Below are 15,032 nucleotides of genomic sequence, written 5' to 3'. Positions count from 1 at the left end.
TGGCGCAGGTGGAGCATCCAGTTTTTCCAATGCAGGCGCATTCGGGTTCGGGGAATCTTGCTCCGATTTAGCGGGAACTTCTTGTCCTGCATTATCGCTTGTAAATTCAACCTCTACCGGTTTTTCTTCAGGGGGTGGGGGTGGAGGCGCAAAATGAAATAACCATGATAATAGAATCGCCAGAACGATAACCCCAAAATGCGTTCCGATTGATGCCAAAAAAGAGCATCTGAAAATTTTTCTCTCAGAACGGTACATGCCCAGCAAAATACATAATCCTCAATTATGGCGTTTTTGAAGAAGGGTTGGATGTTGTATCAGGCATTTGTGCAAGTAACGCGACATGCGTAAATCCTCCAGCTGTAACACGTCCCATCACTTCCATGACCCTGCCGTAATTGATATGCTGATCTCCCTTAACAAAGATACGATGTTCAGAATCATTCTGAGACATGACTTTCAACTGCTCCACCAATTGATTCATATCTACAACATTGTCTCCCAAATAAACGGATCCATCTTCCCTGACTGTAACAGTAATCGGTTTGGTATCTGCATTTACCGGTTTCGCGGCAGTTTTTGGTAAATCAACATTGATTCCGCTTGTCATCATAGGGGCCGCAACCATGAAAATAATTAACAGAACCAACATGACATCAACCATCGGCGTAACGTTAATATCTGCCTGTGGACGTCTGCCACGCCCCCGTCTGTTTCGACCCTCTAAAGAAAATCCCATTGATTTTATTCCTGATTTTCTTTTGCTTCAGATTGACGAGAAAGAATCGCACTAAATTCAGCCGCAAAACCTTCAAGTCTTTCAGCAAATAAATTAAGCTTGTTATTAACAAAATTATAGGCCACTACAGCGGGAATGGCTGTCAACAAACCCAGTGCCGTCGCGAATAATGCCTCTGAAATACCGGGGGCAACCACTGCCAGACTTGTGTTATTGGATTGTGCGATGGAAGCAAAAGCATGCATGATACCCCACACGGTTCCAAACAATCCGATAAAAGGCGCCACCGGCCCTACTGTTGCCAAAAAGGTCACCCATCTTTCCAGGCGTTCCATTTCACGGGTAATAGTGATTGACATGGCACGATCAATTCGCTGTTTGACTCCCTCACTGCTCATCTCAATTCCATTAATTCTTGCTGATCGTCGCCATTCACCCATACCCGCACTAAACACTGCAGCCATGGGATGGGTTGGTTTCACCCCAATATTTTCATATAATTCATCAAGACTCCCACCTGACCAGAATAAATCCTCGAATTCATCTGCCTGACGTTTAACCTTGCGGAGGGTAAAATATTTATCAAAAATTACAGCCCATACCCAAATACTGGCACAAACTAGGCCGATCATAACAAGTTTAACTACTAGCGCCGCATGAACAAAGAGCGCCCAAGGGGACAAACTGGCCGATGGTGTGGCCAGATTTGCTGCATTAATTGATGGATCCAAAAATGCCTCCTGCACAATTAGTCTCACTCAATTTAATTTTATATATAACTTGAGACTATTTATTATTTTCCAATATCCATTTGATATATTTTTTTTCCAATAAAAACAATCTTGTTTTGATAATGAGTAAAAATTTATTCGAACTGGTTTGCCTATATCATGGCAGCAAAAATTCTTTTCCAATCCGCTGGAAAAGGAGCTGGCATATAGGTTTCCTTCTTCAGACAAACCAGCTGAATTTTTAATTCAGTCACAATTTCTTCATTACGGAAAAAAACTTGTGATAACCAACAACTTGCCCCCAAAGTTGTGATTATATTTGTTTTTACAATAACCAGTTCATCAATATACAAGGGTTTTCGAAATTTAATCTCGGCTTCCCTTACAACCAAAACCAAGCCGAAATCCTTGTACAAATCACTGATTGTTCCACCCAACCGTCGTATACTTTCTGTCCGAGCGCGATCTGCAATTCCGAAATAACGGGCATGATAGACGATACCTGCCGCATCAACATCTTCATAACAAACCCTGAACCGGTAAGTTTTGACTTCCTCTTTCACCAAAGCAGGATTACATATACCTTTGTCAAATGAATTACTAGGGATGATCTCCATAATTTTCATTCCTCCACCACATCGTTATCCAGCAAATCAAATTGTGCATTTAATAATGCTGGGGGTTTCAGATGAAGATGTTGCCAGCCTCTCTCTCCCAATACACGGCCACGACTTGTACGAAGAACCAACCCTTCCTGGATCAGGAAAGGTTCAATAACATCTTCAAGAGTATCCCTTGATTCTGCCAAGGCCGCAGCTAACGTTTCAACACCGACCGGCCCACCCTGATGAAATTCAGCAATACGCAATAAATAGCGACGATCCATTGCATCCAACCCAAGCTGATCAACCTCCAATCTTGATAAGGCTGCATCAGCAATCTCGCGATCAACCGCTTTTTCACTCTTATGCTTGACAAATGCAAAATCACGAACACGACGTAATAACCTGCCCGCTATTCTGGGCGTCCCACGAGATCTTCTGGCAATTTCCGCAGCCCCATCTTCAGTCAATTCAAATCCTAGCTTACAGGCCCCTCTTTCAACAATCAATTTGAGTTCATCTGTTGTATAAAATATCAACCGTAACGGAATGCCAAATCGATCCCGCAAAGGTGTGGCAAGCAAACCTGACCGTGTTGTTGCTGCGACAAGCGTAAAAGGGGGCAAATCTATACGAACCGATCGAGCCGCGGGCCCTTCCCCGATTATTAAATCAAGCTGGAAATCCTCCATTGCCGGATAAAGAATTTCTTCAATTGAAGGATGCAATCGATGAATTTCATCGATAAATAATACATCCCTTGGTTGTAAATTGGTTAAAATTGCCGCCAAATCACCAGCCCTTTGAATTACAGGGCCAGATGTTGCACGAAAACCAACCCCCAACTCCCTGGAAACAATCTGCGCCAAGGTTGTTTTTCCCAGCCCTGGTGGTCCATGTAACAAAACATGATCCAACGCCTCATCTCGCTGTCTTGCCGCCTCTATAAAAATTGAAAGGTTTTCTCGTGATGATTTTTGTCCAATGAATTCAGCCAAAGATTGAGGTCTTAACGCGACCTCCACAGTGTCTTCCTGACGTTTCGTTGCATCTATGGGACGATTTATTTCAGACTTCATCGGGCCAACTCACGTAAAGCTTCTCGAATAATATGATCAAGTTGAAGGGGTTGATTTTTCTCTTTCAAACCTTTAATCACTCGCCCGACGATTGGTTGGGATTCCATTCGACGAAATCCAAGTCCCTCCAGGGCCAGCAACACATCTGCAACAATATTAGTCTCATTATTTTCGGTTATCTGACCTGAAATTGTAATTGAATTAATCACATCTGAACCAGAAGCCACTTTACCATTCAGTTCAGTTAAGATGCGCGTAGCCAATCTTGCCCCTACGCCTGAAGCCCGCATTAAACTTGCCTTGTCAGCTGTCATAATGGCCGAAGTCAATTCATCCGGCGTAAGAACGGATTGAATCGCCAGCGCCATACGAACCCCAACACCTTGTACCGTTGTTAGCAGCCTGAACCATTCCTGTTCCTTTCCATCAGCAAATCCATAAAGTAATATGGCATCCTCTCTGACGATGGTTTCAATCAATACACGGGCAATTTCTGGAGGACGAGGCAATTTTGATAAGGTCCGGCTTGAAACATAGACCACATATCCCACCCCATTCACGTCAATGAGACAACGATCCCTGTCATTTTGGTCAATCAAAAGCCCAGTCAATTGTCCTATCATGCCATTATTGTTCCTTTATTAACACGAATTTGACTTATCCGATGATGGGCATGACAAATCGCTATCGCCAAAGCGTCAGCTGCATCAGCTCTTGGAATTTTGGCTCCCGGCAATAAACGCTGAATCATAACAGATACCTGATCTTTGGTCGCCGCTCCCGTTCCAACCACGGCACGCTTAACTGTTTTAGCACCATATTCATTAACATTAATATATTTTTGCGCGGGCACTAATAATGCCACCCCCCTAGCATATCCCAACTTCAAGGTGGCAGAGCCATTCCGGTTGACATAGGTTTCTTCAACCGCAACCTCTTCAGGTTGATAAAGACCAATCAGTTTTTCCAAACCTGATGCTAATACACAGAGACGTTGAGGAACAAAATGATCACTATTCGTAGACAGGACACCACTTGCCACATAGGTAAGACGGTTGTCACGTGCATCAATTATCCCCCATCCGGTAAACCGTAAACCGGGATCTATCCCAAGAATTCTAACCACAACTCTTAAGCCGATAGCCGTTCAGCAATCTCGTCCGAAAGGTCAAAATTGGCAAAAACATTCTGAACATCATCATGATCTTCCAGAACTTCAATTAATTTTAGCAAGGTGCGAGCATTATCTTCATCTAATGCAACTGTATTGGATGGACGCCATTCAATTTTTGCACTTTCAGGATCTTTAAACCGGGCTTCCAATGCGTCACGGACTGCAAAGAAATTTTCCATCGCACATGTTATTTCATAAACATCATCATTTTCTTCAACATTTTCCGCTTCTGCCTCAATAGCCGCCTCAAATATTGAATCAAAATTTGCAACCGTTTTGGGATAGGTAATAACACCCATACGTTCAAACATGAATGCGACAGAATTCATTTCCCCCAAGGATCCGCCATATTTATTGAATGCGGCCCTAACATCCGAAGCTGTACGATTACGATTATCTGTCAATGCCTCAACGATAATGGCAACTCCGGATGGACCATATCCTTCATAGCGCACTTCTTGATAATTATCTCCATCTGCGCCACCTGCGGCTTTCTTAATCGCACGATCAATATTGTCCTTTGGCATATTGACAGCACGAGCTGCCGCAATGGCTGCACGTAAACGGGGATTGGCGGCTGGATCAGGTAAACCCGATTTTGCTGAAACGGTTATTTCACGAATTATTTTTGAAAATTCTTTTGCCCGACGGGCATCCTGAGCCCCTTTGCGATGCATAATATTTTTAAATTGCGAATGTCCTGCCATTAATTTTTCTCTTAATTCTTACAGTTTGATTTCAATCTTAATCTAATAAACATGTCCCGATTTTTAAACAAACCGACCATGACAATGTTTAAATTTTTTGCCTGAACCACATGGACATGGTGCATTTCTGGGCGTATCTGCCCACTCTTTTGGTGCATCAGATAATGTCTGAGGGGTTTCCCCCTCTATAAGATCCGAAGAAGAATTTTCCCCTTCATCATCAGAGACGTTGACTTCAACCTTGGCCAAAAGTGAGGTAATCCGTTCACGAAGCTCATCCAGCATATAATTGAAAAGAACAAAAGCTTCCTTCTTATATTCATTAAGCGGATCTTTCTGACCATAGGCGCGCAGTCCAATACCCTGACGCATTTGATCTAATCGCAACAAATGTTCTTTCCACACAGCATCAAGCGTTGTTAGCAAAACTTGCTTTTCAACATATCGCATAATTGAAACACCATAATTCGCGACCTTGGTGGCCATCATTTCATTAGCGGTTTTCGTAATGCGCTCTTCAAGTATATCAATTGAAATATCTTTCTCTTCAGACCATTCCTTAATCGGTAGATCAAGATTGAATATCCGTTTTACATCCGCGGTTAATCCGTTAATATGCCATTGTTCTGCAAAGGATTTTTCAGGTATGTATTTTTCGATCAACATATTGATCACATCATGTCTTATAGACGCAATCACTTCTGAAACATCTTCCAGAGCCATATATTCCCGACGCTGAGAATATACCTCCTTACGTTGATCATTGATGACATCATCATATTTCAAAGTGTTTTTACGCATATCGAAATTGCGCGCCTCAACTTTTTTCTGGGCTTTTTCAAGTGCCTTGTTGATCCAGGGGTGAACAATGGCCTCCCCTTTTTTCAAGCCCATTTTTTGAAGCATACCACCCATGCGTTCGGAACCAAATATCCGCATCAAGTCATCCTCGAGGGATAAAAAGAAACGTGAATTTCCCGGATCTCCCTGACGCCCCGAACGTCCTCGCAACTGGTTGTCAATTCGACGACTTTCATGACGTTCCGTACCAATTACAAACAGTCCGCCGCTCTCTTTAACCAGTTCATGATCTTTTTGAACTTTTTCTTTAAGGGCCGTTTCTTGTTTCAAGCGTTCATCTTCATTCTCGATATGGGAAAGCTGCTGATGGATAAGCATATCCACATTCCCACCCAATTTAATGTCAGTACCACGACCCGCCATATTCGTGGCAATTGTAATGGCTCCCGGAACTCCAGCTTGAGCAATTATCTGAGCTTCTTTTTCATGAAAACGCGCATTCAATACATTATGCTTTATGCCCTTTTTATTCAACAAATTTGAAAGATGTTCACTTTTCTCAATCGATGTTGTTCCAACCAAGATAGGCTGTTTCTTTTTATGTACCTCTTCGATAAGCTGGCTAACCGCATCATATTTTTCAGCCGCGGTCAGATAGATTTCATCATGTTCATCCTTACGCTGAACTTTAAGATTGGTTGGAATTGACACAACGTCCAGTTTATAAATCTCGGCAAATTCATCGGCTTCTGTCATTGCCGTTCCCGTCATACCGGCGAGTTTCGGATAAAGACGAAAATAATTTTGAAAAGTGATTGAAGCTAGAGTCTGGTTTTCCTGCTGTATTTCCACATGTTCCTTGGCTTCAAGTGCTTGATGCAATCCATCGGAATATCGACGTCCATCCATCATACGTCCAGTAAATTCATCAATTAGAATGACCTTATTGTTACGGACGATATAATCCACATCCCTGGCAAACAAGGTATGCGCCCGTAATGCCTGCTGCATATGATGCACCAACGCGATATTATGAGTGTCATACAGCCCTCCCTCTTTCAATACACCCTTTTCACGCATTAACTGCTCTATATGTTCGGTTCCCAATTCTGTTGGAATGACATTACGGAATTTTTCATCTTTTTCATAATTGGCAGGATCTTTGACTATCTCTTTTATAATTTCATTAACGGAACGATATAGATCTGAACTGTCATCCGCAACCCCCGAAATAATCAATGGAGTACGAGCCTCATCTATCAAGATCGAATCAACTTCATCCACAATGGCGTAATTAAACGGACGCTGAACCATTTCATCAAGACTGTATTTCATATTGTCACGAAGATAGTCGAAGCCGAATTCATTATTTGTCCCATATGTAATATCGGCGGCATAAGCAGCCTTTCGTTCAATATCACTCAAATCCGCGATAATCGTTCCGACATTCATGCCAAGAAAACTATAGAGCCGGCCCATTTCAGCAGCATCACGTGAGGCAAGATAATCATTCACCGTTACAACATGCACCCCTTTTCCCGATAGTGCATTCAGATATACGGCCAAGGTTGCCACCAATGTTTTACCTTCACCTGTACGCATTTCGGCAACCTTACCATCATGAAGAACCATTCCCCCGATCAGCTGGACATCGAAATGACGCATTCCCAAAACCCTTTTCGAAGCTTCTCTGACTACAGCAAACGCTTCTGGCAATAAATTGTCCAGTGTTTCTCCATCAGCTAACCTTTGACGAAATTCAACCGTTTTATTAGCCAATGCAACATCATCCAGAGCCTGTATTTCAGGTTCCAATTGATTGATTTCAGGTAGTCGCTTTTGATAAGCTTTTAATGAACGCTCATTAGAGGTGCCGAAAAAGACACGGGCAAATTTTGCAAACATCAATGTTTTCCAAATAACGCTTTGTAATCCTGCCTGTCATTACAAAGGGCTAGTTATAAATAAATTAGAACACAATTCAATCCAGACAGAAAAATACATATAGAAATAAGTTCATCGGTATTATAACCAACTTTACTTACACCATAAATATCATTTTAAAATTTTAAAAGTGGTTTAACTTTTTTCAAGAAAGGAACTTTATTAAAATAATGGGACAATTTCACCTTTCCATGATATAAACATATTCAAAATTATCTTTAATCCTCTCAATAAATAAAGGTACTATATGTCTTTTTACAACAAATCATTCAAATTTGCAGCAACCCTTCTTTTTTCCTCAAGCCTTTTGACAACAGCAGTTATTGCCGCTGAACCTGCTGTCACATCTACCCCGTCAGCACCTGCCGCTCAAAATCAGTCAAGTCCTAGCAAAATAGATGAAAATACTGTTTTGGCAACTGTTAATGATAAAAATATTACGTATCATGATGTCCAAAACATGCGCAAGATGTTGCCCGATCAATATAAAAGTCTGCCTGCACCTGTTTTGACAACAATAATCCTTCAGCAATTAATTGTTCAAAATGCAGTGCTACAAGTTGCTGAAAAACAGAATTTACAGAATTCCCCTGAGGTCAAGCAACAAATTGAATTCATGCAAAAGGATATCCTGTTTTCGACATTCCAAAAATCTGAATTGGAAAAGAATTTAAAACAAAATCCAATTGACGATAAAGCCATTCAAACTTTTTACGATCAGCATTTCGCCAACGCAGCCCCTGTTAAAGAGGCGCATATATGTCATATTCTTGTAAAAACACAACCGGAAGCTGTAAAAATCATCAGTCAACTTCATGCAGGCAAAAATTTCGCTAATCTTGCCAAACAATATTCAACCGATAAAGAGAGCGGTAGCGAAAATGGCGGTGATTTGGGATGGGTCAAACAAAATGACCCTCTTGCACCGGAATTCATCAATGCAGCCTTTGCACTGAAAGCAAATACAATTACAACCGCTCCGGTGAAAACCCAATTTGGTTGGCATGTCATCAAGGTTCTTGGTTATAGAAACGCTCCGGTACCACCATTGGATAAGGTAAAAGATGAAATTCGCAAAAACCTGTATCAACAAAGAATGAAAACCATTATTGAAAATGTAATTAAACAAAGTAAAATTACCAAAAATGATGAAGCCATTCATTCTTTAACACAAATGCCTGCCACACAAAAAAAATAACTCTGACAGAACGAATCATTAAAAATTTTTATAAAAGGGAAAATAAATTTTCCCTTTTATAAATTCAGAATGTTTATTGATTAATATCCCTAAAGAATTTAGTTCAAAAAACATATCATTAAATCCTTTTTTCTTATAAAGAAAACTTGTAAAAAACATTTTCAGTAAAATATAAATATTTCATTATAACCGGATATGAATCAATCCTATCGTATCCATTATTTTGCTCCATTGTTGAAAAAGAGTCTACCATGTCGAGTTATCCTGTTTCTCCGCTTGCCGTAACCCTCCCTGAACTTTGCCCCGTTGCCGGTGTAAAACTTGCATCTGTTCAAGCAGGATTACGATATACTGGACGTCTTGATTTATCGTTAATGGAATTCGCTCCGAACACAACCGTCGCAGGAGTATTTACCAAAAACAAATGTCCAGGTGCACCTATCGATTGGTGCAGAAAAATTTTATCTCGCGGTAAAGCCAGGGGATTACTTGTCAATGCCGGTATTGCCAATGTATTTACGGGTCAGGCAGGTTTTGATGCAGTTAAATATTCAACACAGGCAGCCGCAAAAACAATAAACTGCGCACCCGAAGAAATTTTTGTTGCCTCTACAGGGGTTATTGGCGAACAGCTTCCTTATCAAAAAATCATCAATTATCTTCCAGAACTTTATTCGAAATTGGCTTCTGATCAATGGAAGGAAACAGCTCAAGCAATCCTGACTACGGATACATTTGCCAAAGGCTTTTCCCTTAAAACAGATATTGACAATATTCCTGTCACTATTCAGGGAATCGCCAAGGGGAGCGGTATGATCGCACCTGATATGGCCACTATGCTTTGTTTTGTTACAACTGACGCAAAATTGCCCGCTACTGTCTTACAAAAATTATTAAATGAAAAAGTCAAAACAACCTTTAATTCAATAACAGTTGATTCCGATACATCAACCTCTGATACCCTTCTTTTATTTGCCACGGGTCAGACCCCCAATACCGAAATCAATGATATTGATGACCCAAGATTAAGCAATTTTTCAAATGCCTTAGAAAAATTGTTACAAGAATTGGCTCTTTTGGTTATTAGGGATGGTGAAGGCGTAACAAAACTGATTGAAATCAAGGTTGAAGGTGCCGTTAACAATGAATCAGCTTTTAAAATCGGACAATCAATCGGTAACTCCCCTCTTGTGAAAACAGCAATAACAGGTGAGGATGCCAATTGGGGACGTGTTGTAATGGCGGTAGGCAAAGCCGGCGAACCAGCCGACCGTGACCTTTTGTCAGTGGCAATAGATAATATTTGGGTTGCCAAACAAGGTGAGGTTTTATCAGATTATGACCAAGATAAAGTTAACAAGCATATGCAAGAACAAGTCATAAAAATTAAAGTCAACCTGAATCTGGGAGAGGGACACGCAAAAATTTGGAGCTGCAACCTAACACAAGGTTATATTGAAATTAACGGCTCTTATCTGCGTTCCTAATTTCTTTTATTTATTATCAATTGAATCGTTTCTTTATGAATACCCCTATTATCTCCGATTTTTCTGAAGAAGAAAAAAAAAGAATTCTAGCAAAGTCAGCACTTTTCAGTCCTCCGTCCTTGAAATTATCAGATGGAAGACAGGAACTTGTTGGACTTTCACGGGAAGAATTGGAAGAGGTCCTAATGGATATGGGGGAAAAATCCTTCCGCACGAAACAGTTATGGCACTGGATTTATCATAAAGGTGTTACCGATTTCTCTTTGATGAGTTCAATCAGTAAACCCTTGCAAGCCAAATTGGCAAAACATTGTGTGATCAGCCGACCGGAACTGGTTATGCAACAAACCTCAAAAGATGATACCCGCAAGTTTCTTTTTCGCTTCAGGGATAAACAAGAAGCTGAAACAGTTTATATTCCAGATCGTCGAGAAGATCGTGGTGCTGTCTGCATTTCCTCACAGGTCGGATGTACGTTGTCCTGCCGTTTTTGTCATACCGGCACGCAAAATCTGGTTCGAAATCTTGGTGCAACAGAAATCGTAGGTCAATTCATGGCGGCAAGGGATAGTTATAATGAATGGCCAACCCCGACCGCTGGAAGACCCCGTCTTCTATCAACCATAGTTCTGATGGGAATGGGCGAACCTCTTTATAATTATGACAATGTTGCCAAGGCAATGCGTATCGTTATGGATGATGAGGGAATTGGAATCTCTCGTCGCCGGATTACCTTGTCAACGTCCGGTGTAGTTCCCATGATGGATCAATGTGGAAGGGAACTGGCAATTAATCTAGCCATTTCCCTTCATGCTGTCAGGGATGATTTACGAAATGAGCTCGTTCCCTTAAATCGTAAATATCCTATAAAAGACGTTCTGGCAGCCTGCCGTCGATACCCTGCAGCAAGTAATTCACGTCGAATAACGTTTGAATACATTATGTTAAGGGGAATTAATGACAGTGAATCAGATGCACGTGAACTGGTGCATCTATTAAAGGGTATTCATGCCAAGGTTAATCTAATTCCATTTAATCCATGGCCAGGCAGTGATTACAAACCCTCCAAAACTGAACAGGTGCAAAAGTTTGCCGATATCATTATGCAGGCAGGTTATTCCTCGCCCATCCGCACCCCAAGAGGGCGTGATATTCTTGCAGCATGCGGACAATTACGCACTGAAAGCCAAAAAGCCAAAATTTCTAAAAATTTAAAACATAACGAAACAATTTCTGACTGACAACATTGTTTTAAAATCAAATAAAAATTGTGAAAATAATTTATTTAATCTTATTTTCACAATTTTTCGAAATAAATTAATTCACATGATTATATGAATTTATCATCAATAATTATAGACTTGAAAAATTTCTACCAGGCATAGGCTTCAGGTGCCTCACCCCCCATACCGGGCCAAATATCATTTAAAGTATGTATTATTTCATCTGACAATGCAATGGAAAGCCCTTCAATAGCATTATCCAGCTGTGTTTCAGTACGAGGTCCAATAATCGGTGCTGTGACATCAGGTTGATGTCTTAACCAGGCAAGGGCTAATATTTGCAGGAGTTATTTTAAGTTCAGCAGCAAGATTCTCATATTTTTCAAGTTGGTATCTTAATTTATCAATTATTTTCAGTTCCTGTTCTCTAAAACGTCGCTCGCCATTTTTCTGTTTCGAAAGGACACCCCCAAGCAATCCACCTGCCAATGGAGAATAGGGAATAAATCCAAGACCATGATATCGACAGGATGGAAGGACTTACAGCTCAACTGTACGTTCTGTCAGATTATAGGGGCTTTGCTCAGAAACCAGTCCGTAAAAATGACGTTCCTTGGCCAATCCCTGAGCTGTGGCTATTTGCCAACCAGCAAAATTACAACTTCCTATATATAAAACTTTTCCCTGTTGAACCAATAACTCCATTGCCTGCCATATTTCCTCCCATGGAGTTTCTCGATCAATATGATGCATTTGATAAAGATCAATATGATCAGTTTTTAAGCGTCGCAAACTGTCTTCACACGCTTTTCGAATATGATAAGCTGACAAATGCCGGCCTTCGGCCCAAAATCCATAGGCTGGTAAACTTTGGTAGCCAATACAACCTTGTCTCTCTGACCGCTCTTTTTAAGCCATCGTCCAATAATTTCTTCAGAAATGCCATATCCCCTAGGAATTTCTGGCCATTGTAATCCTCCATAAACATCTGCCGTATCAAAAAAATTAATTCCTGCATCAATTGCCTTATCCATAATCATGCAGCTTTCTTTTTCATCCGTGACATCACCAGAATTCATGGTTCCAAGACATAAATCACTTATCTTCAGACCTGTTCTTCCCAAAAATCGATATCTCATGATAGCTCAATCTTTTTGTTTGCAATTTTAAATATTTTTGATTTTGCAGATAATGCAATTCAAATGAATTGGAATATCTAAACCTTGGGCGGTGTAATCGTCATAGGTTCCTTTGACAATGGAGGAATAATTCCATTTACAGGATGCGGTACATAAGGTGCTTCAAGACTGTTTATTTCATTTTCTGTTAAAGAAAAATCAAGCGCCTTTATAGCCGTTGTCAAATGTTCAGCCTTTGTTACCCCAATAATAGGTGCCGTTACGTATTTTTTTGATAATAACCAGCCCAATGCGACATATGCACGAGGGACATGATGCAAGTTGGCAATCTTTGCGACAACCTCCACGACTTTTCGATCCTGCTGTTCTGCATCCTGATACATTTTCAAAGCAAAAGCATCATTTTGAGTACGTCGTGTAACTTCATCAAAATCACGAGTCAATCGTCCCCTTGCCATTGGACTCCAAGGAATGACACCAATACCTTGATCCGCACAAAAAGGCAACATTTCCCGTTCCTCTTCCCGATAAAGCAAATTATATTGAGGCTGCATGGAAACAAAACGTGTCCATCCATTTTGCCTTGCAATATGTTGCATTTTGGCAAAACGCCATGTTTCCATAGAGGATGCTCCAATATAGCGAACCTTTCCTGATTTCACGATGTCATGCAAGGCCTCCATGGTTTCCTCGATCGGGGTTCCATGGTCAAAACGGTGAATTTGGTAAAGATCTACATAATCCATTTTTAATCGTGACAAACTGTCATCAATTGATTGAAAAAGAGCTTTACGCGATAGAAAACCTGTATTAGGCGAATTCCGCCAAGGGAAAAAAGCCTTGGTCGCCACCACAATTTCTTCTCGCCGTGCCATATCATTCAATGCTCGCCCCGTTATTTCCTCTGAACTGCCTCCAGAATAAATATTTGCCGTATCAAAAAAATTAATTCCCGCCTCAATGGCCTGTCTAAAAAAAGGGCGTGCAGCAGTTTCATCAATTGACCAGGCTTGTGGCAACCGGTTGGGTTCACCGAAACTCATGCATCCCAAACATAATCTCGATACTTTAAGACCTGTACGACCTAGATTTATATACTTCATTTTTTTATCTCAAATATGATATGAAAATTATCGAAAATCTTTTTTATTGTTTGATTTTCAAATAAATAATACGATAAAAAAAGCGTTGTATAATATCTTGATATTCCGTAATAATTACCTGATCCTGCAAATAATTTATGTTTAGTTATAAAATCTGAATAATCATCAATTTGTCTAATCCATTATAATGACACTCAATCAGTCTTCAGACAGTCAAACCGAATTATTTTATCAAAAAATAATCAATATTCTTGAACGACATGTAAAAACACCGGGTGCACATACCACCCTGATTAAAGATCTCAAACTTTTTAGAAAAGAGATACCTCGTCAAGCATGTGCCTGTTTTTATCAACCGAGTATCAGTTTGTTATGCCAGGGTACTAAACAGATAATCGTTGATAAAAATATCTTTCCATACGACAAACATCATTTGCTCATTACTTCTCTGGACATCCCTACGAACAGCCAAATAATGGAAGCATCCCCTATTAAACCCTGTTTTGGAATTTCCTTAAATTTGGAACGCAATATTATTGCAGAGTTAAGTACACAAATTGATCTTAGGAATTCAAACAAAACGAAATGTAGCAGTGTATCTATTTGCAGTGTTAATGTATCCTTTTTGGAACCCATGTACAGGCTTCTATCCTTAATGGATGAGCCCGAAACCATTCCAGTTCTTGCCCCGTTAGTCATCAGGGAAATTTACTATCGACTGCTAACCAGCGATGCAGCACCAATTCTTTTACAGATTATAACAACTGGTAATACAGGATCTAATATCAGAAAAGCAATCGAATGGCTTAAACAAAATTATTCTCAACCCTTGAAAATAAGCCATCTTGCCAGTGCTGTTAACATGAGCCCCTCAAGCTTGCATCATCATTTTCGCCAACTAACCGGAAAAAGCCCGTTACAATATCAAAAATGGTTACGCGTTCATGAAGCAAAACGTCTGATGATCAATAATAATCTTAACGCTGCCACTGCTTCCTATCAGGTTGGTTATAAAAGTCCCTCACATTTTAGTCGTGATTACAAAGCCATATTTGGCAAGTCTCCCCAAAAAGATATAAAAAATTTTAATCAAATATAGTTTTTC

14 protein-coding genes and 2 pseudogenes are annotated in these 15,032 nt (G+C 40.3%); 4 read left to right on the top strand and 12 right to left on the bottom strand.

From position 1 onward, the window contains the following. The 9 genes and pseudogenes from U0839_RS01510 to secA all read right to left on the bottom strand — a co-directional run. Positions 1 to 258: pseudogene (locus U0839_RS01510) on the bottom strand (energy transducer TonB); the annotation flags it as partial. Between the two features lie 25 nt (positions 259 to 283). Continuing rightward, positions 284 to 739 carry a protein TolR gene (tolR, locus tag U0839_RS01505; protein ID WP_110438801.1) on the bottom strand — a complete coding sequence of 152 codons (456 nt, stop codon included), beginning with the start codon at positions 737 to 739 and terminating at the stop codon, positions 284 to 286. A 5-nt stretch (positions 740 to 744) separates the two neighbouring features. Beyond that, positions 745 to 1,470 (bottom strand): protein TolQ, encoded by a 726-nt coding sequence (gene tolQ, locus U0839_RS01500; protein ID WP_110439004.1) that lies wholly within the window; start codon positions 1,468 to 1,470, stop codon positions 745 to 747. 152 nt (positions 1,471 to 1,622) lie between these two features. Then, positions 1,623 to 2,087, bottom strand: a complete 465-nt coding sequence (locus tag U0839_RS01495) for a YbgC/FadM family acyl-CoA thioesterase (protein ID WP_196424688.1) — start codon at positions 2,085 to 2,087, stop codon at positions 1,623 to 1,625. Positions 2,088 to 2,092: 5 nt separating this feature from the next. Further along, positions 2,093 to 3,151: a Holliday junction branch migration DNA helicase RuvB gene (gene ruvB, locus U0839_RS01490; protein ID WP_155565239.1), complete on the bottom strand. Its 1,059-nt coding sequence runs from the start codon at positions 3,149 to 3,151 to the stop codon at positions 2,093 to 2,095. Continuing rightward, positions 3,148 to 3,774, bottom strand: coding sequence for a Holliday junction branch migration protein RuvA (gene ruvA, locus U0839_RS01485; RefSeq protein ID WP_155567929.1), 627 nt, complete (start codon positions 3,772 to 3,774; stop codon positions 3,148 to 3,150). The genes ruvB and ruvA overlap by 4 nt, the downstream gene beginning before the upstream one ends. Beyond that, a complete protein-coding gene (gene ruvC, locus U0839_RS01480; RefSeq protein ID WP_198193336.1) occupies positions 3,771 to 4,277 on the bottom strand; it encodes a crossover junction endodeoxyribonuclease RuvC in 507 nt (168 codons plus the stop codon). Before ruvC ends, ruvA begins: the two co-directional genes overlap by 4 nt. Positions 4,278 to 4,282: 5 nt before the next feature. Beyond that, positions 4,283 to 5,032, bottom strand: a complete 750-nt coding sequence (locus tag U0839_RS01475; RefSeq protein WP_155565237.1) for a YebC/PmpR family DNA-binding transcriptional regulator — start codon at positions 5,030 to 5,032, stop codon at positions 4,283 to 4,285. Positions 5,033 to 5,095: 63 nt separating this feature from the next. Beyond that, positions 5,096 to 7,738, bottom strand: coding sequence for a preprotein translocase subunit SecA (gene secA, locus U0839_RS01470; RefSeq protein ID WP_155565236.1), 2,643 nt, complete (start codon positions 7,736 to 7,738; stop codon positions 5,096 to 5,098). A gap of 286 nt (positions 7,739 to 8,024) precedes the next feature. Here secA and U0839_RS01465 point away from each other — a divergent pair, with 286 nt between their 5' ends. The 3 genes from U0839_RS01465 (at position 8,025) to rlmN (ending at position 11,703) form a co-directional block, all read left to right on the top strand. Next, positions 8,025 to 8,975, top strand: a complete 951-nt coding sequence (locus U0839_RS01465; protein ID WP_155565235.1) for a peptidylprolyl isomerase — start codon at positions 8,025 to 8,027, stop codon at positions 8,973 to 8,975. A gap of 251 nt (positions 8,976 to 9,226) precedes the next feature. After that, positions 9,227 to 10,462, top strand: a complete 1,236-nt coding sequence (gene argJ / locus U0839_RS01460; protein WP_413549927.1) for a bifunctional glutamate N-acetyltransferase/amino-acid acetyltransferase ArgJ — start codon at positions 9,227 to 9,229, stop codon at positions 10,460 to 10,462. Between the two features lie 35 nt (positions 10,463 to 10,497). Beyond that, positions 10,498 to 11,703: a 23S rRNA (adenine(2503)-C(2))-methyltransferase RlmN gene (gene rlmN, locus U0839_RS01455; protein WP_155565233.1), complete on the top strand. Its 1,206-nt coding sequence runs from the start codon at positions 10,498 to 10,500 to the stop codon at positions 11,701 to 11,703. A 285-nt stretch (positions 11,704 to 11,988) separates the two neighbouring features. Here rlmN and U0839_RS01450 read toward each other — a convergent pair. The 3 genes and pseudogenes from U0839_RS01450 to U0839_RS01440 all read right to left on the bottom strand — a co-directional run bounded on the left by U0839_RS01450 (position 11,989) and on the right by U0839_RS01440 (position 13,927). Beyond that, a pseudogene (locus U0839_RS01450) lies at positions 11,989 to 12,477 on the bottom strand (aldo/keto reductase). Continuing rightward, positions 12,465 to 12,824, bottom strand: a complete 360-nt coding sequence (locus U0839_RS01445) for an aldo/keto reductase (protein WP_255487941.1) — start codon at positions 12,822 to 12,824, stop codon at positions 12,465 to 12,467. The pseudogene U0839_RS01450 and the gene U0839_RS01445 overlap by 13 nt, the downstream one beginning before the upstream one ends. A 77-nt stretch (positions 12,825 to 12,901) precedes the next feature. After that, complete coding sequence (locus U0839_RS01440; RefSeq protein WP_413549925.1) at positions 12,902 to 13,927, bottom strand: aldo/keto reductase; 1,026 nt, start codon at positions 13,925 to 13,927, stop codon at positions 12,902 to 12,904. A 187-nt stretch (positions 13,928 to 14,114) separates the two neighbouring features. Here U0839_RS01440 and U0839_RS01435 point away from each other — a divergent pair, with 187 nt between their 5' ends. Next, positions 14,115 to 15,026, top strand: a complete 912-nt coding sequence (locus U0839_RS01435; RefSeq protein WP_413549924.1) for an AraC family transcriptional regulator — start codon at positions 14,115 to 14,117, stop codon at positions 15,024 to 15,026. Positions 15,027 to 15,032 lie beyond the last annotated feature (6 nt).

Origin of the sequence: Commensalibacter sp. A3DC (assembly GCF_047307945.1) — a bacterium.
In the GTDB taxonomy this organism is placed as follows: Bacteria; Pseudomonadota; Alphaproteobacteria; order Acetobacterales; family Acetobacteraceae; genus Commensalibacter; species Commensalibacter melissae.
Note: the sequence above shows the minus strand (reverse complement) of the source record. Positions and strands in the feature narration are given on the sequence as shown.